The organism is Streptomyces sp. NPDC086766, assembly GCF_044746005.1.
In the GTDB taxonomy this organism is placed as follows: Bacteria; Actinomycetota; Actinomycetes; order Streptomycetales; family Streptomycetaceae; genus Streptomyces.
Genome location: NZ_JBIVBI010000009.1, coordinates 25094 through 47244 on the forward strand (window position 1 = coordinate 25094; position 22151 = coordinate 47244).

Below are 22151 nucleotides of genomic sequence, written 5' to 3' on the forward strand. Positions count from 1 at the left end.
CATGACGACGAACGCCGAACAGCCCCGGACGCCCGCGCGCCGCCGGACCCCCGCCGGGGCGGCCGTGCTCCGCGAGGACGTGACCGAGGCCATCCGGGCCGCCGTCTTCGAGGAGCTCGCGGCCGTCGGCTACGCGCGCATGTCCATCGAGGGGATCGCGCGGCGCGCGGGCGTGGGCAAGACCGCGGTGTACCGGCGGTGGCGTTCCAAGCTGCACCTGGTGCTCGACATCGTCTCGGCGCTCGCGGTGCAGGGCCTGCCCGCACCGGACACCGGCTCCCTGGAGACCGACCTGCGGCTGCTGTACGAGGTCACGTCCCGGGCCCTGCGCCACCCCGTGGCCTCGCAGATCATTCCCGACCTCCAGGCGGAGGCGGCGCGCAACCCCGACATCGCGGAGGCCATGCAGAAGGCCCTGCGGGACGGGCAGGAGAGTGTGGCCAGCAGCATCCTCGCGGCGGCCGAGCGCCGCGGCGAGATCCGTCCCGGCCCGGACCGGGACCTGGCCCTCGACCTGATCTCGGGCCCGCTCTACTGGCGCGCGGTCGTCATCCGCAGCCCTAAGCTCCCCAAGGGCTACCTGGACGCCCTGGCCCGCGGCACGGCGGAGGCCATCAAGGCGCTCTGACGCCGTGCCGGGCCCGGTGACGGGGTCGTCACCGGCGGGCTGCCTCCGGGTGGTGGTAGGTCCAGCCCTCCCAGGCCGAGGTGATCATGTCCTGGACGTCGCGCTTGGCGTGCCATCCGAGCTCGGTGGCGATGCGGTCGGCGGAGGCGACGACGCGGGCCGGGTCGCCGGGGCGGCGCGGAGTGACCGTCGGGGGGCGGTCGTAGCCGGTGACGGCGTTGATCGTGTCGATCATCTCGCGGACCGAGACCCCCTCGCCGCGGCCGATGTTCAGGGTCAGGTCGAGGCCCGGGTTGGCCTGGAGCGCGCGGGCCGTGGCCACGTGGGCCTCGGCCAGGTCCGCCACGTGGATGTAGTCGCGGATGCAGGTGCCGTCCGGCGTCGGGTAGTCGTCGCCGAAGATGCGCGGGGCGGCGTCCTCGGTCAGCTTCTCGAAGACCATCGGGACCAGGTTGAAGACGCCGGCGTCCGCCAGTTCGGGGCTCGCCGCGCCCGCCACGTTGAAGTAGCGCAGCGACGCCGTGGACATGCCGGTCGCGCGGCCCGTCGCCCGGACCAGCCACTCACCCGCGAGCTTGGTCTCGCCGTACGGGGACATGGGCGCGCACGGAGTCTCCTCCGTGACCAGGTCCACGTCCGGCATCCCGTACACGGCCGCCGAGGAGGAGAACACGAACGACGGGACGTCGGCCGCCGTCACCGCCTCCAGCAGGACGCGCAGCCCCTCGACGTTCTCCCGGTAGTAGTGCAGCGGCCGGTCCACCGACTCGCCCACCTGCTTCTTCGCCGCGAGGTGGACCACGCCGGTGACCTCGTGCTCGGCGAGGGCGCGCGCCACCCGGTCCCCGTCCAGCGTGGAGCCCACCACCAGCGGGACCCCGTCCGGGACGCGTTCGGCGATGCCGGTGGACAGATCGTCGTACACCACCGCCCGCTCGCCCGCTTCCGTCATGGCGCGGACGACGTGCGCTCCGATGTAGCCGGCGCCGCCGGTGATCAGCCAGGTCATGTGCGGCCGTCTCCTCCTCGGTTGACCCCGGGGGATCCGTTCGGGAGATCCGCGGGGGTCGGTTTCTGGTTCAGCTGGTCGGGTCGCTCCCCGTGGTCCGCGCTCAGCGCATGAGGCGCCGCAGCCGGTTGCGGAGCACGTCGGCGACCCCGCGTGCTCCGGCCGCCACCCGCACGGAGAGCGATCCGGAGTGGGTGGCGTAGGGCTGGACCAGGAGGACGCCGTACCGCAGGCTCGCCACGGCGCTGCGCCGCAGCCGGCCGTCGCCCGTGCGGGCGTGCGCGGTCGTGTCGCGGGCCGTGCCGTCGGCGAGGCGGACGTGCAGCCGCAGGTCCCAGGTGCCGGCGCCCAGCGCGGCCAGGTCCACGGATGTCTCGGCGGACCAGGTGCCGTCCGCGCCGGGCGTCAGGGGGAGCGTGGCGCGCTGGTCCGTACGCCCCTCCTCGCGGTGCCGCCACTCCACCTCCAGCGCCTCGGGACGCGCCTCGGCCAGCCGCCCGTACATCTCGTGCAGGCGCAGCCGCAGCCGGGTGTCCCCGGTCCGCGGGCGCAGCTCCCCGTCCACGGCGAGCGGCAGCAGCTCCACCGGGCGGGTCAGGTACGGCTCCAGGGTGAGCTGCGGCAGGTCCCGCGACCAGATCGGCGTGCCGTCCTCGGCGCGCACGTAGGGCGGGCAGAGGCGGGCCGGGCGGGCGGCCAGCTCCCGCAGGCGGGGCAGGTCGCGCGGTTCGGGGGAGGCCAGCACGACCCGGGCCAGCAGACGGCCGGGAGCGGCGGGGTTGAGCGCCCAATCAGCGGCGTCGTACTCCGTGAGGTACTCCCGGGTGAGGGTCCACCAGGCGCTCCGGTACTCGGCGTCGCGCAGGCCCAACTCCCGTGCGTACATGCGCAACTCGTGGTCGAGGAACTTGGCCCGGGCGGCCCGCGCCAGCTCCTTCTGCCCGGCGTTCAGCAGGATTTCGTACGCCGTCCGGCACGCCTCGATGCGGGCCCGCCAGTTGTCGATGCCCGCCCGGTCCAGGGAGATGGACAACTGCTCGGCGGACCGGCGCACATGCCACACGTACACCTGCTCGGGGACGAGGGCCAGGCGCGGAGCGGCGGCCAGCACGCGTGCGGTGAAGACGAAGTCCTCGTAGGGGAAGCGGCCTTCGGGGAAGCGGATGTCGTGCTCGCGCAGGAAGTCGGTGCGGTACAGCTTGTTGACGCACAGGGTGTCGTGCACCAGGCGCGGCAGTTCCGCGGGGCGGGCGAGCACGGTGTTCTCGGTGTACAGGCGGTCCTGCCAGGGCACCTCGCGCCCGGAGGGCAGTTCGCGGCGCACGCACAGGCCGCCGGCCACCTCCGCGCGCTCCTTCACGGCCGCCGCGAGCAGCGCGTCCACCGCGCCGGGTGGCAGTACGTCGTCGCTGTCGAGGAACATCACGTACGGCGACGTCACCGCGTCGATGCCGGTGTTGCGGGGGCTGCCGCAGCCGCCGCTGTTGCTCTCGCGCCGGATCACCCGCACCTTCGGCTCCGTCCCGGCGAGGCCGGTGAGCAGCTCGAAGGTGCCGTCCGACGAACAGTCGTCCACGGCGACGACCTCGCGGACCGCTGGGCCCTGTGCGAGCGCCGAACGCACAGCGTCGGCGATGTGGGCGACGTCGTCATATCCGATGACGACGACGCTGACGTGTGGTGCCTGCTGGGGGTGCGGGTGCATGGAGTCCACGGGCCGGAAGGGTAGGTGTGGTAGGTAATTTCCCGTTAAGAGGGGCTTAGCGCCCCGTGCGGAAGACGGTTGGATCCCGTCTCGGGTTCCCCCGGCAGCGGCACCAGTTTCGTCGATCGCCACAACCGGACGAAAGAGGTTACCGCGGCGGAGGCCAGCAGTCCGTTGCGCGTCAGCATCAGCGCGCAGCCGGTCCAAGTGCAGGCCGCCACCTCGTGATAGAGGGTGGGGTAGGCCACGACGCTGACCGCGCTCGCCACCGCGACCAGCGCGGCCACCGGCCGCTGCGTGGTCGCCCGCGAGGTCAGGCACACCGCGGCCAGGCCCAGCAGCCAGACCATGTACTGCGGGCTGATCACCCTGCTGGTGACGGTGAACAGCAGCACCGCGCTCAGCGCGGCGTCGTACGGCGTCGCGGGCGTGCGGCGCCGGGCCCGCAGCCGCCACAGCACCAGCAGCGCGAGGGCCGCCGCCGTCAGGGCGAGTGAGAGATGTGCCACTGCCGCGACGTGCTGTCCGGTGAACTCCAGGGCCCCGTAGCGGTACCGGACCCGGCCCGGCCAGCCCGCGTGCGTGGCGAGGGCCAGCGCCGTACCGCCGAACGACTCGATCTGCACGCCCCGGCCGCCCTGCTGCCGCGCGAAGGCGAACGGGTTGCGGAACAGGGCGGCGAACAACGCGAAGGAGACGCCCCCGGTGACGGCCGCCCACCCCCACGCCGACCGGGTGGCGCGGCCCGGCGGCGTCCCCAGCAGCACCAGGGCCGGCCACACCTTCACCAGCGCGCCCAGCGCGGCCAGCGCGGCGCCGGTCCGCGGGAAGCGCGTCAGGGTCAGCAGGGACAGCACGGCCAGGGCGGTGACCTGCACGTCGTACCGGGCCAGCGGGATGTGCAGCAGGAGCGGCAGCCCCAGCGTCCAGTAGCCGGCCCCGCGCAGGCTGCGGCCGGGGCGCGTGCCCGCGCGGGCCAGCGCCGCCGTGACCACCGCGTCGGTGACGAGGGTGAGCGCGACGAACGCCTGGAAGTACGTCAGGCCCGGCAGCAGCGCGGGCGAGAGCAGCACCGCCCCGGCGCCGGGCGGGTACTGCCACAGCGTGTCGTGCGCCGGGAAGGCGCCGTGCGACAGCACGACGTACCAGTGCTGGTACAGCTTCCACACCTCGCGGGCCACCGCGCCCCGGCCCAGCAGGGGCAGGGTGTTGTGGGCGAGCAGCGCCAGCATGGCGGCGCGCGTGACGAGCCAGCCGGCCGCCAGGGCGAGGAGGGGGTGTCTCGTCGGCGCGCGGGTGCGGGCGGGCGTCACGCTCTGGAAGGCACTCATCACCGCGGATGGTATTCGGTATGAATGGCGCAATTCGGTTCATACGCGGTCGGCGTCGCGGCCTCACGGCCGGCCTGGGGGCTCCTCCAGTGCCGCCGCGTCGAGTGCCGAGGTGAGCCGGTCGAGGCGGGTGCGCAGGTCGCGGATCTCGTCGAGGGTGAAGCCGGTCGCCGAGACGATCCGGCGCGGCACCTCGCGCGCGCGCTCGCGCAGCGCGGCGCCTTCCGCCGTCAGGCGCACCTGGACCGACCGCTCGTCCCGCGCGCTGCGCTCGCGCCGTACCAGTCCGGCCGCCTCCAGCCGCTTGAGCAGCGGGGACAGGGTGCCGGAGTCCAGGCGCAGATGCTCGCCCAGCCTCTTCACGGGCGTCTCGCCGTGCTCCCACAGCACCAGCATCACCAGGTACTGCGGATAGGTGAGGCCGAGCTCCTTGAGGAGGACGCGGTAGACGCCGTTGAAGGCGCGTGAGGCGGCGTGCAGGGAGAAGCAGATCTGGCCGTCCAGGCGCAGCCAGTCCTCCTCGGGCGCGGACCGCGGGACCTCGGTGTTCATGGCTCCAGGGTAGCTCGGGCGAGCAATTTGGTTGTGCACAACTTAATTGTGTGCTCTACTCGTGGTCGTGGGGCGGCCCGGCCGCAAGGCCGCGGACCGGCCGCCCGGACACGCACCCGACGCATCGAGAGGGATGGTTTTCCCATGGACGCGCTCTACACCGCCGTCGCCACCGCCACCCACGGCCGCGAAGGCCGCGCCTTCACCTCCGACGGCAAGCTGGACGTGCAGCTGGCCCCTCCGGTGGAGCTCGGCGGCAACGGGCAGGGCACCAACCCCGAGCAGCTCTTCGCCGCCGGGTACGCCGCCTGCTTCGCCAGCGCCCTCGGCCTGGTGGGCCGGCAGGCGAAGGTGGACGTGAGCGACGCCGCCGTCACCGGCGAGGTCGGCATCGGCAAGCAGGGCGAGGGCTTCGGGCTCGCCGTCACCCTCCGCATCGAGCTGCCCGGCTCCGTGGACGAGGCCACCGGCCGCAAGCTCGTCGAGCAGGCCCACCAGGTCTGCCCCTACTCCAACGCCACCCGCGGCAACATCCCGGTCGAGCTCGTCGTCGAGTGACATCCCACGGCCCGGCGGCATCGCGGCCCACGGCCCGACGCCGTCGGGCCGTGCCCGCTCCCGGCGTCACCTCATCGAGGGGCGGCGCACGACGGCCGATTCACCCCGTCGTGTGACCGTGCCCCATACGCGGCGAACACGGCCCCGTCGGCGCGACGCTGAGGGCGCGGCCGGAGGAGGGCGGCTCGCAGCGCGCGCAGCGACTTGGCGATGACCTTCGCCGCCCTGCGCCGCAGCGCCGTCACCCGCCGCAGCACGCGCACCGCGCGGTGCGGGCCCAGCCGGACCAGCGCATGGCGCAGCCGCGAACGCGGCGGCACCAGGACGCCGGTGGTGCGGCAGCGGCGGTAGTACGTACGGGCCCGGCGCAACGCGGCGCGGCAGCCGCGGGACAGCCGGCCGGGCCGGGTGCGCACGGTCGCGAAGCGGCCGACCGTGCGGCGGAACAGCACCGACTCCAGGCACGCGTGCAGGTACGCCTGAACCTGATGCGCGGGAGCGATGACACTGAACCTGGGCACATGGACATCCAAGGGTCGGCGCACTGACGTCGTGCCCGGCAACGGCCGATGGAGTGAAGGGGTTACGGCCTCTCCGGCACGTGGGGGGCGTCCGGGTGAACGACGAGGGGCGCGCCGGTGCCGGCCCGCCCCTCCACCGTGTCCCGCCTCTCGACCGCCGTCCCGCCTGCCCGACTGCCGGCCCGGGTCACCTGCCCGCCGGCCCGCCTACTTGACCGCGCCCGCCATCACGCCGGACACGAACTGCCGCTGGAACGCGAAGAACACGGCCAGCGGGATCACCATCGAGATGAAGGCGCCCGGCGCCAGCACGTCGATGTTGTTGCCGAACTGGCGTACCTGCGTCTGCAGGGCGACCGTGATCGGCTGCGTGCCGGACTTGGTGAACACCAGCGCCACCAGCATGTCGTTCCACACCCACAGGAACTGGAAGATGGCGAGGCTCGCGATCGCGGGGCCGCCGAGCGGCAGCACCACCCGGGCGAACAGGCGCAGTTCGCCGGCGCCGTCGAGCCGGGCCGCCTCCAGCAGCTCCCGGGGGATCTCCGCGAAGAAGTTCCGCAACAGGAACACCGCGAAGGGCAGGCCGAAGCCGGTGTGGAAGAGGACGACTCCGAAGATCGTGCCGAACAGCCCGATGTTCCCGAACAGTTCGGCGATCGGGATGAGCGCCACCTGCACCGGCACCACCAGCAGACCGACCACGGCGAGGAACCACCAGTCGCGGCCCGGGAACTCCATCCACGCGAACGCGTAGCCCGCGAGCGCGCCGACCACGACGACCAGGACCGTCGCCGGGACCGTGATCAGCACGGTGTTCACCAGGGAGCCGGTGATGTCGCCGTTCTCCAGCAGCTTCTGGTAGCTGTCGAAGGTGAGTTGGGAGGGCTTGGTGAAGACGGTCCACCAGCCGCTGCCGCTCATGTCCTCCGGCGAGCGCAGCGACGACAGCAGCAGCCCGATCGTCGGCACCAGCCAGAACAGGCCCACCACGATCAGGAACGCCCGGACCGCGCCGCCGCTGACGGCGTCCGCCAGCCGCGACCCCAGCGACTCCTTTGCCCGCATCGTCGCCGCCGCCGGCGCGGCGGCCGCCGCGGAGCGGCCCTCGGCCTCGGCCGTCATCGCCGCACCTCCCGCCTCAACCTGCGCATGTTGAACAGCATCACCGGGATCACCAGCAGCAGCAGGAACACCGCGATGGCGCTGGCGATGCCCGGCCGGCCCTCCGAGAAGCCCTTGCGGTACAGCTCCAGCGCCAGCACGTTGGCGTCGTCCTGGGACGAGCCCGGGGCGATGATGAAGACCAGGTCGAAGACCTTCAGCACGTTGATCATCAGCGTGACGGCGACGACCGCGAGCACCGGCGCCAGCAGCGGCACCGTGACCCTGCGGAACACCTGCCACTCGTTGGCGCCGTCCACCCGGGCCGCCTCCAGCAGTTCCCGGGGCACGCCCGCGAGCCCGGCCGCGATCAGCACCATCGCGAAGCCGGCCCACATCCACACGTACGAACCGATGATGGCCGGCGTGACCAGCGACGGGCCCAGCCAGTCCACCCCGTTGTACGGCTCCCTGAAGTTGGCCGCCGGGAGCCGCAGCCGCGCCCCGTCGGCCTTCGCGGGCAGGGTGAACGTGCCGTCGGCGGCGGCCTTCGCCGACGCCACCACCGCGCCGTCCTTGACCGCCTCGATCCGCATCCCGGCGTAGCCCAGCTCGGACGGGTCGACCGCGCCGAGCGTCCCGACCCCCTTGCCGCGTGTGAAGTCCTGCCAGGTGGTGCCGGTGATCCTCCCCGGTTCGGGGCGGGCCCGCGCGGCCTTCCGGGCACTGTCGGGCATCTGGTCGGGCGCGACGCCGACGAGCGGCAGGGCGACCGACTGGCCCGTGTGCACCGGGCCGGTGGTGACGAAGCCGCCTCCCTCGGGCATGAGCGGGGACTTCCGGCCGGGGTGGGCCTTCGGGAACGCCGAGGACTGGGCGAAGGTGTCGTGGACGCCGACCCACACCGCGTTCGCCACGCCCTTGTCGGGGTCCTGGTCGTACACCAGCCGGAAGATGATCCCGGCCGCCAGCATCGAGATCGCCATCGGCATGAAGACGACCAGCTTGAACGCCGTGCCCCAGCGCACCCGTTCGGTGAGCACCGCGAAGACCAGGCCGAGCGCGGTGGAGACGGCCGGCGCGAACACCACCCAGATGACGTTGTTCTTCAGCGCGGTGCGGATGCCGTCGTCGGTGAACAGGGCCTTGTAGTTGTCGAACCCGGCGAAGCCGCCGCCGGAGGAGTCGTAGAAGCTGCGGACGATCGAGTACCCGATCGGGTAGACCACGAGCGCGCCGAGCAGCACCAGGGCGGGCAGCAGGAAGAGCGCCGCCACGGTCCTGCGGGTGCCGGTCACGCTCTTGCGCCGCCGGGGGGCGGAGGGCGTCGCCGGTGTCTTGGCGACGCCCTCCGCGGCTGCCGACGTCATCGCCGGACCGCCCCGTGTCCGTCGTGGAGCCGGGTCATCGCGGGATCAGCTCCCGCTCCCGTACGCGGCCGCCGCGTCCTTCTCCAGCTTCGCCTGGGTGCCCGCGACGTCCTTCGGGTTCTTCAGGAAGTCCTGGAGGTCCTTCCACTCGCCCTTGCCGGGCGTGCCGCCGAAGGCCTGCGGGGCCTGGTCGGACATGTCGAAGCGGAAGGAGTCGCCCGACGCGATCAGCGCCTTGGCGATCCTCTGCTGCACCGCGTTCGGGTACGCCGAGTCCGGCACGTTCTTGTTGGGGGAGAGGTAGCCGCCGAGCTTCGCCTGGATCGTCGCGGCGTCCGGCGAGGCCAGGAAGGTGACCAGCGCCTGCGCCGCCTTGGAGTCCTTCAGGACGACGGCCGCGTCGCCGCCGGAGACCACCGGCGCGGTGCCGCCCACGGCCGGGAACGGGAACACCTTCGCGCCCGTGCCCACCTTCGCCTTGGTCTCACCGATGTTGACCTGCGCGAAGTCGCCCTCGTAGACCATGCCGGCCTTCGGCTGGTCGCCGCCGGTGAAGGTCTGGGTGACGGAGGCGGGGAACTCGGTCTGCAGCGCGCCGTCCGGGCCGCCCGCGAGATAGTCCTTCTTGCCCCAGACCTGCGCCAGCGTGGTCAGCGCGTCCTTCACGGACGGGTCCGTCCACTTGATCTTGTGCTGGGCGAGCTGATCGTACTTCTCCGGGCCCGCCTGGGAGAGGTAGACGTTCTCGAACCAGTCGGTGAGCGTCCAGCCGTCGGCGCCGCCGACCGAGAACGGGGTGACACCGGAGTCGTAGACCTTCTGCGCGGTGGACAGCAGGTCCTTCCAGGTCTTGGGCTCCTGGGCGCCCGCGTTCTCGAAGACCTGCGCGTTGTACCAGATCAGCGATTTGTTGGCGGCCTTGTAGTAGACGCCGTACTGCTTGCCGCCCACCGTGCCGATGTCCTGCCAGCCCTGCGAGTAGTTCTTGGCGAGCTGGGCCCGCGCCTCGGCGCCGAGGGGCTTGGCCCACTTCTTGTCGACGGCCTGCTTGATCGCGCCGGGCTGCGGGAGCAGCGCGACGTCCGGCGGCTGGCCGCCCGCGATCTTCGAGCCGAGGAAGTTGATGATCGGGTCCTGGGCGGGGACGAAGGTGACCTTGGCGCCCGTGCGCTTCTCGAACTCCGCGAGGACCTTCTTGAAGTTGGTTTGCTCGGCGCCGGTCCAGACGGCGGCGACCTCCAGGGTCGTGCCGTTCAGCTTCGGGAGGGTGACCGTGGCGCCGGTCTCGGTGCCCTTGCTGCTCCCGTCGCCGTCGCTCTTCTTGGCGCCGCTCCCGCCGCACGCGGCCAGCGAGAACGCCAGCGCTCCCGCCGCGACGGCCGACGCGGTCCTGGTGGCCCTGTGTGTCCGGATGGTGCTGCTCGTGCTGCGCATCACTGCCCCGTTCTTCGTCCTCGTCGAACGTCCGAGCGCTGTCCCGTGCGATCTGGTCTACGCCCGGGCTCCGGAGGTCTGCAAGAGCACCCACACTGTCAAGTGGGCGATCGTGACCACGTCGTGACGGTACGTTCGGTCCCCGCCCGGAGCGGGGAGCGGCGCACGGAGCCGGTGCGGCAAGCACGGACGGGAACGGGGACAGGGACCGGAACGGGGACGGGGAACAGGCGGGGGAGCAGGGGAAGCCGGGGTCAGAGCAGGGAGGGGACCTCCGCCGCCGACACCTCCCGCGCCGCGCGCTCCAGCGCACTGGCCAGCAGGGCCAGGTCCGTGGGCCCGTTGCCCAGCTCCCGCACGGAGCGGCGGGCGGGCGGGTCGCCCATCCGGTGCCACTCCAGGGCCACGACCGTGGGGCGCTGGGTCGCCGTCCGCGGGATACGGCCCGTGACCCGGCCGCCCTGGAACGGCGTCACCCGCCCGTCCTCCGCGGTCAGCCGGCCGCGACCGGGCGCCGGCTCCTCCGGGCCCGTGGCCGGGGCGTCCAGCGTGACGCGCAGCGTGGCCCGGCGCGCCGGTTCCGACTCCGCCGTACGGCCGCCCGGCGCGGCCGCCGCCACCAGGTGCACGCCGAGCCGCTCGCCCTCCCGGGCCACCGCCTCCAGCGCGCGTATGACGGAACCGGCCGCCGGCCGTCCCGGCGAGCCGAGCGCGGGGGAGAGCAGGGCGTCCAGGTCGTCGACGACCACGACCAGCCGGGGCAACGGCGGGGCGGCCTCGGCCTGTGCGGCGGCGGCCGAGGGGCGCAGCCGCAGCGTCGCGCTGGGCGGGCTGTCCAGGTCGGCGGCCCCCGGTCCGGTGGGCGCGCCGCGGCCCGGCGCCGTGCGCTGGGCGACGATACGGCCGGACACCGCGCGGCCGGTGTGCCAGTCGGCGAAGTCGGCCCGCCCGAGCAACTCGGCACGCCGCTTCAGCTCGGCGCTCAGCGACTGCGCGAACTCCCGCATCCGGACCGGGTCGTTGGCGGTGAGGTGGGTGGTGACGTGCGGCACGTCCGTGCAGACCCGCAGGCCGTCGCCGTGGCCGCCGCCCGCGCCGGTGGCGTCCCGGCCGTCGACCAGGACGATGCCGAGGCGGTCGGGGCGCTCGGCGGCGGCGAGCGAGGCGACGACCGACCGCAGCAGCTCCGTACGGCCGCTGCCCGCAGGCCCCTCGATCAGCAGATGCGGTCCGTCGGCCACGAGGTCCGCGCAGACCGGTCCGCGCGGCCCGGCCCCCAGCACGGCCCGGGCCCGCCCGCCGAGGGCGGCGCCGTCGTCGGCCGCGTCCGCCCAGCGGGCCAGCAGCGACGCGGGGGTGGCCCGGGCCAGCCCCAGCTCGTCCAGCAGCCGCGCCGACAGCGGCAACGGCGCCGACACCCGCGCCGGCCGGTCCCCGGTGGTCCCGTCCGTCCGCAGCGGGGCCAGGGCCCGCGCGAACCGCTCGGCCCAGGCGAGGGACACGGCGTCCACGACGGCGACGGTGCCGGGGGGTATGGGGGTCGGGGTTACGGAGGTGTGGTCGGCGGTCGTGTCGGGGGCGGGGTACGCGTGGCCCGGGGCCGGGGGTGTCGCGGTGGCCGGTGTGGCCGGTGTGGTCTCCGTGGCCGCGCGGGGGCGGCCGGTCGGGGCGGAGGCGGCGGTGTCGGCGGTCGCGTCGGGGTGGCGGGTGGGACCGCCGAAGGCCGGGCGGCCCGCCCTGGTCCCGGGGGGCACGGGGGCGTGCGCCGCGACGCGCATCAGCCGCAGTGCCGTCGCCACGTCACCGCTGAGCAGCGCCACCGCCCCGCACGCGCGGAACACCGGGGACAGCGCGCACGCGGCGTCGTACGTCTCCGTCACCGGGGACGCCGGTGAGGCGGGCGCCGTCTCGGCGAGGCACATGAGGTGGATGCCGGCCCGCGGCCCTTCCTGGGCCAGCCGCGCCAGCGCCTCCCGCGTGGCGGCCGCTGCGGGGTCGCCGTCCACGACGACCATGGTGTACGGCCCCGCGAAGCCCCGCTCGTCCGCCGCGTCGTCGGTTCGGGCCCAGGAGGGACGGCGCACGGCGCTCCGGGCGCCGCCGTCGGCCGCACCGCCCTGCCCGGCGAGGGGCGCGCCCCGGCCGGCCGTGCCCGGGGCCGTGCCCGGAGCGGTCGGTACCGGGTCCGCGACGGTGCCCCGGGTGTCCGCCAGGTGGTCCTCCAGCCGGCGGAGGAGTTCGCCCGTACGGGCCTCGGCCTGCTCCTCGTCGTAGGCGAGGAGGAGGCGGCAGTCCTGGCCGTGGCCGGGCCGCACATGGGGGAGCCAGCCGAGCCAGGACCATTCGGCGGTGCGCTCCTCCAGGGAGCGGGCGCGGTCCGTGCTGAGCAGGACGATCTCGAGCGTGTCGGGGGAGTGCAGCGTGGCGAGCTGGGCCAGCACCGCGCGTGCGAGGCCGGACAGACGGGCGCGCGGTCCGGCCAGGCCCAGCGCCCCCACCTCGCGCAGGCCGGCGGTCACCGGGACCGCGGGCAGCAGCCCCGAGCCGTCGAGGGCCGCCCGGTCGGTGGTGCCGAGCCGCACGGTGAGCGCCTCGGGGTGCCCCGGTCCGCGCTCCCACAGGCGCCGGCCCGGCCCCAGCGCGGTCAGCAGCAGCGCGGCGGGGTCCGGCCAGGTCGCGGGCATTCGCGGTCCGGTGGGGGCGGGGGAGGCGCTGGACGCCGTCGTCTCGGGCGCCGGTTCGGCGTCGTACGCCGCGGCCCGGTCCGGCGCCTGCTCCCCGCGTCCCCCGGCCAGCCGCCGCGCCCACGCGCCGAGTCCGCCGCGCCTGCGCACGCCCCGCGGCACGTCGGTGCCCCTCAGCGGGGTCCCCTTGCGCCCGCCCGGACCGGCGCCGCCGTCCGTACGTCCGTCGGGGGCGGCCCCGCCGCCGCCGTACCCGTAGATCTCGGAGGAGCCGTAGGCGTCGTGCGTGATGCCGGAGGGCGCTTGGGTCCCCTGAGCCCCAGGGGCCCCCAGAGCCCCGCCGGCCGCGGCGGTGGCCCCAGCCCCGTGAGGTCCATGGGGCCCGGGGTCTCCGGAGTGGGCGGGCCCTGCGGGACCGGCGGACCCCGCGGGTTCTGCGAGTCCTGCGGGTCCTCCGGTGGAGCCGGTCGCTCCGGCTGCGAAGGGGGCCCCGTCGTGGCCGGTCGCGCCCAGGGGACCGCCGTGCGTGTCCCCGGGGGCGGCCGGCCCGGCACCTCGGGCGTCCGGGCCCCACGCCCGGCCCCGGTTCTCGAATCCCGGCGCGTGGCTCTGCGCCGGGAACACGGGGGGTTCGGCGGACCCGTGCTCCTCCGCGCCCGGTGCGGCGTCCCCGTCCCCCGAAGCGCCCCAGCCCGCCGAGCCGTACGCGAGCCGCTGCCGTCCCTCCGTACCGGGTGCCGGGCGCCCCGCCGGACCCGTACCGCCGCCCACTCCCGGGCCGCCGTCGGCACCAGGGCGGCCGTCCGCGCCCCACCGGCCACCGGCGCCATGCCCACTGCCCGCGCCCCGCCCGTCGCCGGGACCACGCGTGGGGTCCGTGTGCCACTCGCCGCCGGTGCCGCGCCCGCCGTCCGCGCCGGAACTGCCGTCCGCGCCCCACTCGCCTCCGGTGCCGCGCCCGCCCTCCGTGCCGCGCCCGCCGTCCGCGCCGAGGCCGCCGCCCGTCACGCGCGCAGGGGCCGCCGGAGCCGACGCTCCGCCCGTCGTCGCGGCGGGGGCGTCCGGTCCGTGCCCGCCGGCGGAGGGGACGCGCACGTGGCCCTCGCCGTCGGGTGCGGTCCGGGCCCGGGCTCCCGGTCCCGCGGCCGGTGTCAGCCGCAGGGCCGACTCGCCGATCCGCAGCAGGGCGCCCGGTGCGAAGAGGACCGGGCGGGTGCCCACGGGCCTGCCGTCCAGCACCGTGCCGTTGGTGGAGCCGAGGTCGGCCACCGAGACGCGGCCGTCGGAGCCGACCGTGACCGCGCAGTGCACCCGCGAGACGTCGGGGTCGTCGAGCGGTACGTCGGCGTCGGCGGAGCGGCCGACGGTGATCTGCCCGCCGTGCAGCAGGTGCACCCCGCCCGCGTCCGGCCCCGCGACCACGTGGAGCTGGGTCGGGGCCTCGTCGAGTTCGGGGTGCGGCTCGGGGTCGGCGGGGGCGCCCAGGGACAGCACCGCGCCGTCGAGCAGCGGGGGCTCGCCCAGCGTGCAGCGCTGGGCGTCGAGCCGCTCCGCGCCGGCGTACAGCACGACCGGGCCCGCACCCGGTTCGCGGCCGCGCTCGGCCGTACCCCGCTCCCGGCCGCGCTCGGACGGACCGCGCTCGCGGTCCCGCTCGGCGGCACCGCGCTCCCGGCCGCGCTCGGACCCGGACGCGTCGCCGGTCACCGCGGCGGCGAGCGCCGACGCCACCGCGGCCAGGGCCGTGCCCGCGGGCGCCGTCACCAGCACGTCGCAGCTCGCGGCGCGGCCCGCCGCAGAGGAGGACGGGCCCAGCGGGTCTACGACGGTCAGCCGGATCTGCATCGCCGTCTGCGGTCCCTTCTGCGCGGGCGCCCGCGAGCCGGGGACGAAGCCCTGCCGCAGTCCCCCACCACCGCGGACTTCCCCCACCGCCGCACGAGCACGTCGGCCAGTAACTGGAGGCATCCTCGCACCTGCCACTGACGTCGCGCCCGCCGCCCACCGCCAAGTGATCTTGATTGGTCGGCTCTGCCCGCAAAAGTGCCTGACCAGTGCCCGGCGAGTGTCCTCTTGGCACCCGCTTGAGATCGGTCACGTCCGCACCGGGCAACCAACCGACCCGAGTCGAGCGTCTTTCCGTCGAACATGTACGGCGTCCGGTGCGTACTCGCCCGAAGGGACCCGGTGCCGCGCCCACGGACCACCGGGCGCAGTAACACGACAGCCCGGCACCGCGGGTGGCGGCACTACAGTGGGTCGGAACACCCTGTCCCCCTTCTCGACTGCGTTCGAACGGGGGGACCCCACCGGGCCGGACGCGGCGCGGGGACCAGGCAAGCAAGCAGCAGGGAGCGCGACGTGCGGCCGGTAGGCAGCAAGTACCTGCTCGAGGAGCCGCTCGGACGCGGCGCCACGGGCACCGTCTGGCGAGCCCGCCAGCGGGAGACCGCGGGCGCCGAGGCGGCCGTGCCCGGCCAGCCCGGCGAGACCGTCGCGATCAAGGTCCTGAAGGAGGAGCTGGCCAACGACGCGGACGTCGTGATGCGGTTCCTGCGGGAGCGGTCCGTGCTGCTCCGGCTGACCCACCCGAACATCGTCCGGGTCCGCGACCTGGTGGTCGAGGGCGATCTGCTGGCGCTGGTCATGGACCTCGTCGACGGCCCCGACCTGCACCGCTACCTGCGGGAGAACGGCCCGTTCTCGCCCGTCGCCGCCGCGCTGCTCACCGCCCAGATCGCCGACGCGCTGGCCGCGAGCCACGCCGACGGGGTCGTCCACCGCGACCTGAAGCCCGCGAACGTCCTGCTCCAGCAGGGCGGCGGCCAGATGCACCCGATGCTGACCGACTTCGGCATCGCGCGCCTCGCCGACTCGCCCGGTCTCACCCGCACCCACGAGTTCGTCGGCACGCCCGCCTACATCGCCCCCGAGTCCGCCGAGGGTCGCCCGCAGACGTCCGCCGTCGACATCTACGGCGCCGGCATCCTGCTGTACGAGCTGGTCACCGGCCGTCCACCGTTCTCCGGCAGCTCGGCCCTCGAGGTCCTGCACCAGCACCTGAGCGCCGAGCCCCGCCGCCCCTCCACGGTCCCCGACCCGCTGTGGACGGTCATAGAACGCTGCCTGCGCAAGAACCCGTCCGAGCGGCCCAGCGCCGAGAACCTCGCCCGCGGCCTGCGCGTCGTCGCCGAGGGCGTCGGGGTGCACGCGGGAGCCGCGCAGATCGCCGCCGCGGAGGCCGTCGGCGCGCTGCTGGCCCCCGACCCGGAGCCCGCCACCGTGCCGGGCATGGCCGGAGCCGCCGACGCCACGCAGGTGCTCCAGCACGGCGCGGGGGCCTACGACCCCAACGCCGCGACCAGCGTCCTGCCCCACACCGGCGGCCCGCAGGGTGCGGCCGACCCCACCACCGTCCTGCCGAACCACGGCGCGGCCGACCCGACGCGCATGATGCCGCCGATGCCGCAGAACCAGCCCGGCGCCGGCCCGCAGGGACAGCAGCCCGACCAGCCGCACCCCTGGCAGACCCAGTTGCGCGCCGCCCGCGACCGCAACGAGCAGACGCAGGTCCAGTACCTGGACCCGAACGAGGACCCGCTGCGCCGCCGCCCCCAGCGGCAGGTCGCCCGGCCGCAGCAGCAGCGGCCCCAGTCGGGCTACGGCCATCCGCAGCGGCAGCAGCCCCAGCAGTACGCCCCGCCGCAGCACCGCCAGCCGCAGCGGTACGCCCCGCCCCCGGCGCCGGAGCCCCGGCGGCCCGTGCGGGAGCCCAGGCAGCGCAGCGCCAACCCGATGAAGATCCCCGGTCTCGGCTGCCTGAAGGGGTGCCTGTTCACGATCGTCATCCTGTTCGTGGCGGGCTGGCTGATCTGGGAGCTGAGCCCGCTGCAGGACTGGATCGGGACCGGCAAGAGCTACTGGGGCGAGATCAGCCACCTGTTCGACAAGGTGACCGGCTGGGCCAAGGACCTGGGTGGGAGCACCTCGCAGGGCAACTGACGGCCGGGCGGACCCGGCCCACGCGTACGGACGTACGGGCGGGCCGACCGGACGGCGAGCCGGGCGGACCGGACGGACCGGGCGAGCCGGGCGGACCGGAGGGCCCTTCGGACGGGCGGACGGGCGGAGGGTACGCCGTGGTTCTCCCTCGCGATCCTGGGGATTTGTCGACATCCAACGGTCGATTTCCCACTCCGCGGTGAAGGTTGGTTCGCCGGACGCGTAGCTTTGTCGGCAACACGCGTCTGTAGGAGCAGTCTTGGCACGGAAGATCGGCAGCCGGTACACCGCCCACCAGATCCTGGGACGGGGCAGCGCCGGCACGGTGTGGCTGGGCGAGGGGCCGGACGGGCCCGTGGCCATCAAGCTGCTGCGCGAGGATCTCGCGTCCGACCAGGAGCTCGTGGGCCGCTTCGTGCAGGAGCGGACAGCCCTGCTGGGCCTGGAGCACCCGCACGTGGTCTCCGTACGGGACCTCGTGGTCGACGGCAACGACCTGGCCCTGGTGATGGACCTCGTCCGCGGCACGGACCTGCGCACCCGCCTGGAGCGGGAGCGGCGGATGGCGCCCGAGGCGGCGGTGGCCGTCGTCGCGGACGTCGCCGACGGGCTGGCGGCCGCCCACGCGGCCGGGGTCGTCCACCGGGACGTCAAGCCGGAGAACGTGCTGCTGGACATGCAGGGCCCGCTCGGCCCGGGCGGTTCGCACCCGGCGCTGCTGACCGACTTCGGGGTGGCCAAGCTCATCGACTCGCCGAAGCGGACCCGGGCGACGAAGATCATCGGCACGCCGGACTATCTGGCGCCGGAGATCGTCGAGGGCCTGCCCCCGCGCGCCGCGGTCGACATCTACGCCCTGGCCACGGTCCTGTACGAGCTGCTGGCGGGCTTCACCCCGTTCGGCGGCGGGCACCCCGGCGCGGTGCTGCGGCGGCACGTCACGGAGACGGTGGTACCGCTGCCCGGCATCCCGGACGAGCTGTGGCAGCTGCTCGTGCAGTGCCTGGCGAAGGCGCCCGCGTCCCGGCTGCGCGCCTCCGAGCTGGGGGCGCGGCTGCGGGAGCTGCTGCCGATGCTCGCGGGGATGCCGCCGCTGGACGTGGACGAGCCGGACACGGAGCCGGAGCGGGAGCCGCAGGAGGAGACGTCCGAGGAGGCCTTGGAACCGGCCGGCGAGCGGGCGCGGCGGCGGGGCGCGGTCCCGCTGGTCCCGGGGGCCAGGCCGGACTCCAACCGGGACACGCACACCTCGATGCGGGTGCCGGGCCCGGACGAGCTGGCCGGCGGCGCCCGCGGCACCGCGCGGGTCCCGCGCGCCACGGGTGCCCCGCGCCCGGGCTCGGCCCGGCACCGGGCGGTCGCGCGGCGGCGCCGGATCACCCTCGGCGTGGCCGGGACCGTGCTGGCTGCGGCGGTCGGCGTGGGGGCATGGCTGGCGTCCTCGGACGACGACCCGGCCCCGCCGTCCCAGGACAAGGGCCACTCGGCACCGGCAGCCCCCTGACCCGGCGCCGTCGCCCCGGACGGCGGGCACGGCAGGGGCTGGAGAGGCCTTAGGGGCCGTAGGGGGCAGACCGGCAGGGGCCGGAGAGGGCGTCCTGGCGAAGATCGGCAGCAGCCGGAGCACCGCCGGGGTTGAGGCCCCTCAGCCCCGGGCGTCTCTGCCCTCACCCCGCGCGGCCAGGGCGGCCAGGGCGGCCGGGGCAGGAGGGCCCGGGTAGGCCGCCGGGGCTGCGGAGACCCAGAGGACCGTCCCGGGAGGGCAGCGGTCGCGGGCCCGCAGTGGCGCCCGGCGCAGGGCCGTCCGCCCGTGCGGCCCGGGAGCTCCTGATCCGGGTCCCCGCCGTGGTTTCGACGGCCCGGCGGCCGCCCGCCGGCGGCCCGGTGCCGCCAGCTCCGGGTCCGGGTGGCCGGGGGCCCGCTCCAGGTCCTTGCAGCCCGGTCCCCCCGCTTCGGGTCCTGGTGGCCCAGGAGGCGCCGCTCGGGGTCCTGGACCGGGGCCCCTGCTCCGGGTGGCTTGGGGGCCTCCTGCTCCAGGTCAGGGTGGCCTGGGGACTCCCCGCTTCGGGTCCTGGCGGCCCAGGAGGCGCCGCTCGGGGTCCTGGCGGCCGGGTGCCCCCAGCTCGGGGGCCTGGCGCCCTGGCGGCCCCAGCTCCGGGCCCGGGTGGTCTGGGGACTCCCTGCTTCGGGTCCGGGTGGCGCGGGGACCTTCTGCTCCGGGCTCTGTGGCGCGGGGACCTTCCGCCTTGGGTCCTGGTGGCGCGGACCTTCCGCTTCGGGGGCCGACGGCCCGGGGACCTTCTGCTCCGGGCTGTCGCGGTCCGGCGGCCCAGCACCGGGCTCCGCTGGGGCCCGGAGCCCCGCCTCCCGGCCCCGGCGGCCCCGGGAACCCCCAGCCCCGCGCCCGCCGCCCGGCGACCGTCCGCGCTCGGCGTTCCCCACTTGGCGGAGCCGTTACGCTGGAGGTGTGGCAGTCGTCGATGTATCCGAAGAGCTCAAGTCCCTCTCCTCGACCATGGAGTCGATCGAGGCCGTTCTGGACCTCGAGAAGCTGAGGGCAGACATCGCCGTGCTCGAGGAGCAGGCGGCCGCGCCGTCCCTGTGGGACAACCCGGACGAGGCGCAGAAGATCACCAGCAAGCTCTCCCACCTCCAGGCGGAGGTCAGGAAGGCCGAGGCCCTGCGCGGACGGATCGACGATCTCGCCGTGCTCTTCGAGATGGCCGAGGAAGAGGACGACCCGGACACCCGTGCCGAGGCCGACTCGGAGCTCGCCGCCGTCAAGAAGGCGCTCGACGAGATGGAGGTCCGCACCCTCCTCTCCGGCGAGTACGACTCCCGCGAGGCGCTCGTCAACATCCGTGCCGAGGCCGGCGGCGTCGACGCGGCCGACTTCGCCGAGCGGCTCCAGCGCATGTACCTGCGCTGGGCCGAGCGGCACGGCTACAAGACCGAGGTCTACGAGACGTCGTACGCCGAAGAGGCCGGCATCAAGTCGACCACCTTCGCCGTGCAGGTGCCGTACGCCTACGGCACCCTCTCCGTCGAGCAGGGCACGCACCGGCTGGTCCGGATCTCCCCCTTCGACAACCAGGGCCGCCGCCAGACGTCCTTCGCGGGCGTCGAGGTGCTCCCCGTGGTCGAGCAGTCCGACCACGTCGAGATCGACGAGTCCGAGCTGCGCATCGACGTCTACCGCTCCTCCGGCCCCGGCGGCCAGGGCGTGAACACCACCGACTCCGCGGTGCGCATCACCCACCTGCCCACCGGCATCGTGGTCTCCTGCCAGAACGAGCGGTCCCAGATCCAGAACAAGGCCACCGCGATGAACGTCCTCCAGGCCAAGCTGCTGGAGCGGCGGCGCCAGGAGGAGCAGGCCAAGATGGACGCCCTCAAGGGCGACGGCGGCAACTCCTGGGGCAACCAGATGCGCTCGTACGTCCTGCACCCGTACCAGATGGTCAAGGACCTGCGTACGGAGTGCGAGGTCGGCAACCCCGAGGCCGTGTTCAACGGCGAGATCGACGGGTTCCTGGAGGCCGGGATTCGCTGGCGCAAGCAGCAGGAACAGCAGAGCTGAGCGCTTTGTCGACAAGGCAACTGCCGCCCCCGGGGCGGCAGTTGCCTTTTGTGTGCCCCGATGTCCGGGATTCTCGTCACACTCACATGATTCACCCCCCGGCAAAGAGCGCGAACCAGGACATCGCCTGCGCAACGGCCTTGACGCTGCTGTGAATTGTGGGAAGGGTAAAGCGCGGCATGCGTATCTGTGGGGCGCATGTGAACCGGGGGGCTCCATTCGTTCTGCACCTCCGTCGATCACTGCCCCGTGCGCGGCCTCATTGACGATCGGCTACTGGGGGTAGCAACCACATGACCAAGAAGACACGGATCCGTGTCGCGCGTATAGCCGCGGGTGCCGTGATCGCCGCGGGCGCCTCGCTCACCGCCGCGGGTGCCGCTTCCGCGCTCGACCTCGGCGTGACGCTGGACGCGGGCGTCGGCGTCCCCGCCGGCGGCAACGACGGGGGCACCACCTCCGATGGTGGCACCGACGGCGGGGACGGCTCCATCGCTGGTGTGATCGGCGGTGGTGACAGCTCCACCGGTGGTGACAGCTCCACCGGCGGTGACAGCTCCACCGGCGGGGACACCACCACCGGCGGTGACACCACCACCGGCGGTGACACCACCACGGGTGGTGACACCACCACCGGCGGTGACACCACCACGGGAGGCGACACCACCACCGGCGGCAGTTCGACGACCGGCGGCAGCACCACCGGCGGCAGCGCGACCGGCGGCGGCAGCAGCACGACCGGCGGCAGCAGCACCACCGGCGGTTCCTCGAACGGCGGGGCCACCACCGGCGGTTCGACCACTGGCGGCGGCTCGGGCAACACCGGCGGCTCCGGTGGCACCGGCGGCTCGGGCACCGACGGCGGTTCCACCACTGGCGGCGGTTCCACCACCGCTGGCGGCCCCACCACCGGCGGCCCCGACGTCAACGGCGGCGGCAACGACAACACCGCCCAGGAGGAGGGCTCCTCGGCCCTCACCGACACCGGCTCGGACACGCCGAACACCTCGGCCCAGGGCAACGGCAAGCAGCTCGCCGAGACGGGTGCCGGCCAGACCGCGTTCCTGCTGATCGGCGCCGCCACCATGATCGCCGGCGGTATCGGCTTCCGCGTCCTGCCGCGCGTCATGGAGGGCCGCGGCGGCGCCGCCGCCTGAGCGTAGCCGGAGCCCTACGGGGCGTATGCGGCTCGATCATGCGTGAGGGCCCGGAGCTTCCCGCTCCGGGCCCTTCGTCCGTCCTCCGGCAGCCGCTCAGGCCGTCTGGTGCGCCAGCAGCGCCACCGCGGCGATCAGCACCGCGAGCAGCGCGATCAGCGCCATGGGGTTCAGCCCCGAGAAGAAGTTCTCCTGCTGCAGCCGCTCGCGGTTCGCGCGGCACACCGGGCACCGGCCCTCGCTCACGGGCGCCGCGCAGTTAGCGCACACCAACCGGTCGTACGTCATGCGCTCGCCCTCCTTGCACGTCTCCACCTACACAACGCTCGCGGACACCCGAACGTTCCCCACACCACTGTGCCAGGTTCCGTGGATTTCAGCGCGGGTTCCCCAGGAGGCCCGCCTCCGCGACAAAGGCCCGTACAAAAACGCACAAGCCGCGCGCAACCGCGACCGGCGACTGCGCTGGCCCACCCGGGTCGCGTATGGTCACGCTCATCTACCCCCGGCGACCCG

16 protein-coding genes are annotated in these 22151 nt (G+C 74.6%); 6 read left to right on the forward strand and 10 right to left on the reverse strand.

Features of this window, described 5'->3' with window-relative positions:
* Nucleotide 1: 1 nt before the first annotated feature.
* Nucleotides 2-628, forward strand: coding sequence for a TetR/AcrR family transcriptional regulator (locus tag ACIPM1_RS18245; protein ID WP_356189634.1), 627 nt, complete (start codon nucleotides 2-4; stop codon nucleotides 626-628).
* A gap of 28 nt (nucleotides 629-656) precedes the next feature.
* Here the strand turns inward: ACIPM1_RS18245 and galE are convergent, their stop codons facing one another.
* The 4 genes from galE to ACIPM1_RS18265 all read right to left on the reverse strand — a co-directional run bounded on the left by galE (nucleotide 657) and on the right by ACIPM1_RS18265 (nucleotide 5225).
* Nucleotides 657-1637, reverse strand: coding sequence for a UDP-glucose 4-epimerase GalE (galE, locus tag ACIPM1_RS18250; RefSeq protein WP_356189636.1), 981 nt, complete (start codon nucleotides 1635-1637; stop codon nucleotides 657-659).
* Between the two features lie 103 nt (nucleotides 1638-1740).
* Entirely contained in the window at nucleotides 1741-3342 is a 1602-nt protein-coding gene (locus tag ACIPM1_RS18255) for a glycosyltransferase family 2 protein (RefSeq protein ID WP_402436094.1), read from the reverse strand.
* Nucleotides 3343-3386: 44 nt separating this feature from the next.
* Nucleotides 3387-4673, reverse strand: coding sequence for a glycosyltransferase family 87 protein (locus ACIPM1_RS18260; RefSeq protein ID WP_402435553.1), 1287 nt, complete (start codon nucleotides 4671-4673; stop codon nucleotides 3387-3389).
* Nucleotides 4674-4736: 63 nt separating this feature from the next.
* Entirely contained in the window at nucleotides 4737-5225 is a 489-nt protein-coding gene (locus tag ACIPM1_RS18265) for a MarR family transcriptional regulator (RefSeq protein WP_356189640.1), read from the reverse strand.
* A 144-nt stretch (nucleotides 5226-5369) separates the two neighbouring features.
* On the opposite strand from ACIPM1_RS18265, the gene ACIPM1_RS18270 reads away from it, so the two are divergent.
* Nucleotides 5370-5783 (forward strand): organic hydroperoxide resistance protein, encoded by a 414-nt coding sequence (locus tag ACIPM1_RS18270; protein WP_356189642.1) that lies wholly within the window; start codon nucleotides 5370-5372, stop codon nucleotides 5781-5783.
* Between the two features lie 71 nt (nucleotides 5784-5854).
* Here ACIPM1_RS18270 and ACIPM1_RS18275 read toward each other — a convergent pair whose 3' ends face one another.
* From ACIPM1_RS18275 to ACIPM1_RS18295, 5 genes are all read right to left on the reverse strand, one after another.
* Complete coding sequence (locus ACIPM1_RS18275; protein ID WP_402435557.1) at nucleotides 5855-6304, reverse strand: hypothetical protein; 450 nt, start codon at nucleotides 6302-6304, stop codon at nucleotides 5855-5857.
* A 207-nt stretch (nucleotides 6305-6511) separates the two neighbouring features.
* The gene (locus tag ACIPM1_RS18280) at nucleotides 6512-7429 is read right to left on the reverse strand and encodes a carbohydrate ABC transporter permease (protein ID WP_402435560.1); all 918 of its coding nucleotides are present in this window, start codon (nucleotides 7427-7429) and stop codon (nucleotides 6512-6514) included.
* The gene (locus tag ACIPM1_RS18285; protein ID WP_402435563.1) at nucleotides 7426-8778 is read right to left on the reverse strand and encodes a carbohydrate ABC transporter permease; all 1353 of its coding nucleotides are present in this window, start codon (nucleotides 8776-8778) and stop codon (nucleotides 7426-7428) included. The genes ACIPM1_RS18280 and ACIPM1_RS18285 overlap by 4 nt, the downstream gene beginning before the upstream one ends.
* 45 nt (nucleotides 8779-8823) lie before the next feature.
* A complete protein-coding gene (locus tag ACIPM1_RS18290) occupies nucleotides 8824-10212 on the reverse strand; it encodes an ABC transporter substrate-binding protein (RefSeq protein WP_402435566.1) in 1389 nt (462 codons plus the stop codon).
* A 254-nt stretch (nucleotides 10213-10466) separates the two neighbouring features.
* Nucleotides 10467-14741, reverse strand: coding sequence for an FHA domain-containing protein (locus tag ACIPM1_RS18295; RefSeq protein ID WP_402436096.1), 4275 nt, complete (start codon nucleotides 14739-14741; stop codon nucleotides 10467-10469).
* A gap of 516 nt (nucleotides 14742-15257) precedes the next feature.
* Here ACIPM1_RS18295 and ACIPM1_RS18300 point away from each other — a divergent pair.
* From ACIPM1_RS18300 to ACIPM1_RS18315, 4 genes are all read left to right on the forward strand, one after another.
* The gene (locus ACIPM1_RS18300) at nucleotides 15258-16898 is read left to right on the forward strand and encodes a protein kinase (protein ID WP_402435569.1); all 1641 of its coding nucleotides are present in this window, start codon (nucleotides 15258-15260) and stop codon (nucleotides 16896-16898) included.
* A gap of 259 nt (nucleotides 16899-17157) precedes the next feature.
* Entirely contained in the window at nucleotides 17158-18402 is a 1245-nt protein-coding gene (locus ACIPM1_RS18305; protein ID WP_402435572.1) for a serine/threonine-protein kinase, read from the forward strand.
* 963 nt (nucleotides 18403-19365) lie between these two features.
* Complete coding sequence (prfB, locus tag ACIPM1_RS18310) at nucleotides 19366-20478, forward strand: peptide chain release factor 2 (RefSeq protein ID WP_402435575.1); 1113 nt, start codon at nucleotides 19366-19368, stop codon at nucleotides 20476-20478.
* 293 nt (nucleotides 20479-20771) lie between these two features.
* Entirely contained in the window at nucleotides 20772-21635 is an 864-nt protein-coding gene (locus tag ACIPM1_RS18315) for a hypothetical protein (RefSeq protein WP_402435577.1), read from the forward strand.
* Nucleotides 21636-21731: 96 nt separating this feature from the next.
* On the opposite strand, the gene ACIPM1_RS18320 is transcribed toward ACIPM1_RS18315, so the two are convergent.
* A complete protein-coding gene (locus ACIPM1_RS18320) occupies nucleotides 21732-21923 on the reverse strand; it encodes a hypothetical protein (RefSeq protein WP_356189733.1) in 192 nt (63 codons plus the stop codon).
* Nucleotides 21924-22151 lie beyond the last annotated feature (228 nt).

Coding starts and splice junctions, on each gene's coding strand:
- ACIPM1_RS18265 (WP_356189640.1), bottom strand. CDS start 5,225: ATGAACACCGAGGTCCCGCGGTCCGCGCCCGAGGAGGACTGGCTGCGC.
- ACIPM1_RS18315 (WP_402435577.1), top strand. CDS start 20,772: ATGACCAAGAAGACACGGATCCGTGTCGCGCGTATAGCCGCGGGTGCC.
- ACIPM1_RS18270 (WP_356189642.1), top strand. CDS start 5,370: ATGGACGCGCTCTACACCGCCGTCGCCACCGCCACCCACGGCCGCGAA.
- ACIPM1_RS18255 (WP_402436094.1), bottom strand. CDS start 3,342: ATGCACCCGCACCCCCAGCAGGCACCACACGTCAGCGTCGTCGTCATC.
- ACIPM1_RS18290 (WP_402435566.1), bottom strand. CDS start 10,212: ATGCGCAGCACGAGCAGCACCATCCGGACACACAGGGCCACCAGGACC.
- ACIPM1_RS18260 (WP_402435553.1), bottom strand. CDS start 4,673: ATGAGTGCCTTCCAGAGCGTGACGCCCGCCCGCACCCGCGCGCCGACG.
- ACIPM1_RS18245 (WP_356189634.1), top strand. CDS start 2: ATGACGACGAACGCCGAACAGCCCCGGACGCCCGCGCGCCGCCGGACC.
- galE (WP_356189636.1), bottom strand. CDS start 1,637: ATGACCTGGCTGATCACCGGCGGCGCCGGCTACATCGGAGCGCACGTC.
- ACIPM1_RS18285 (WP_402435563.1), bottom strand. CDS start 8,778: ATGACGTCGGCAGCCGCGGAGGGCGTCGCCAAGACACCGGCGACGCCC.
- ACIPM1_RS18295 (WP_402436096.1), bottom strand. CDS start 14,741: ATGCAGATCCGGCTGACCGTCGTAGACCCGCTGGGCCCGTCCTCCTCT.
- ACIPM1_RS18280 (WP_402435560.1), bottom strand. CDS start 7,429: ATGACGGCCGAGGCCGAGGGCCGCTCCGCGGCGGCCGCCGCGCCGGCG.
- ACIPM1_RS18320 (WP_356189733.1), bottom strand. CDS start 21,923: ATGACGTACGACCGGTTGGTGTGCGCTAACTGCGCGGCGCCCGTGAGC.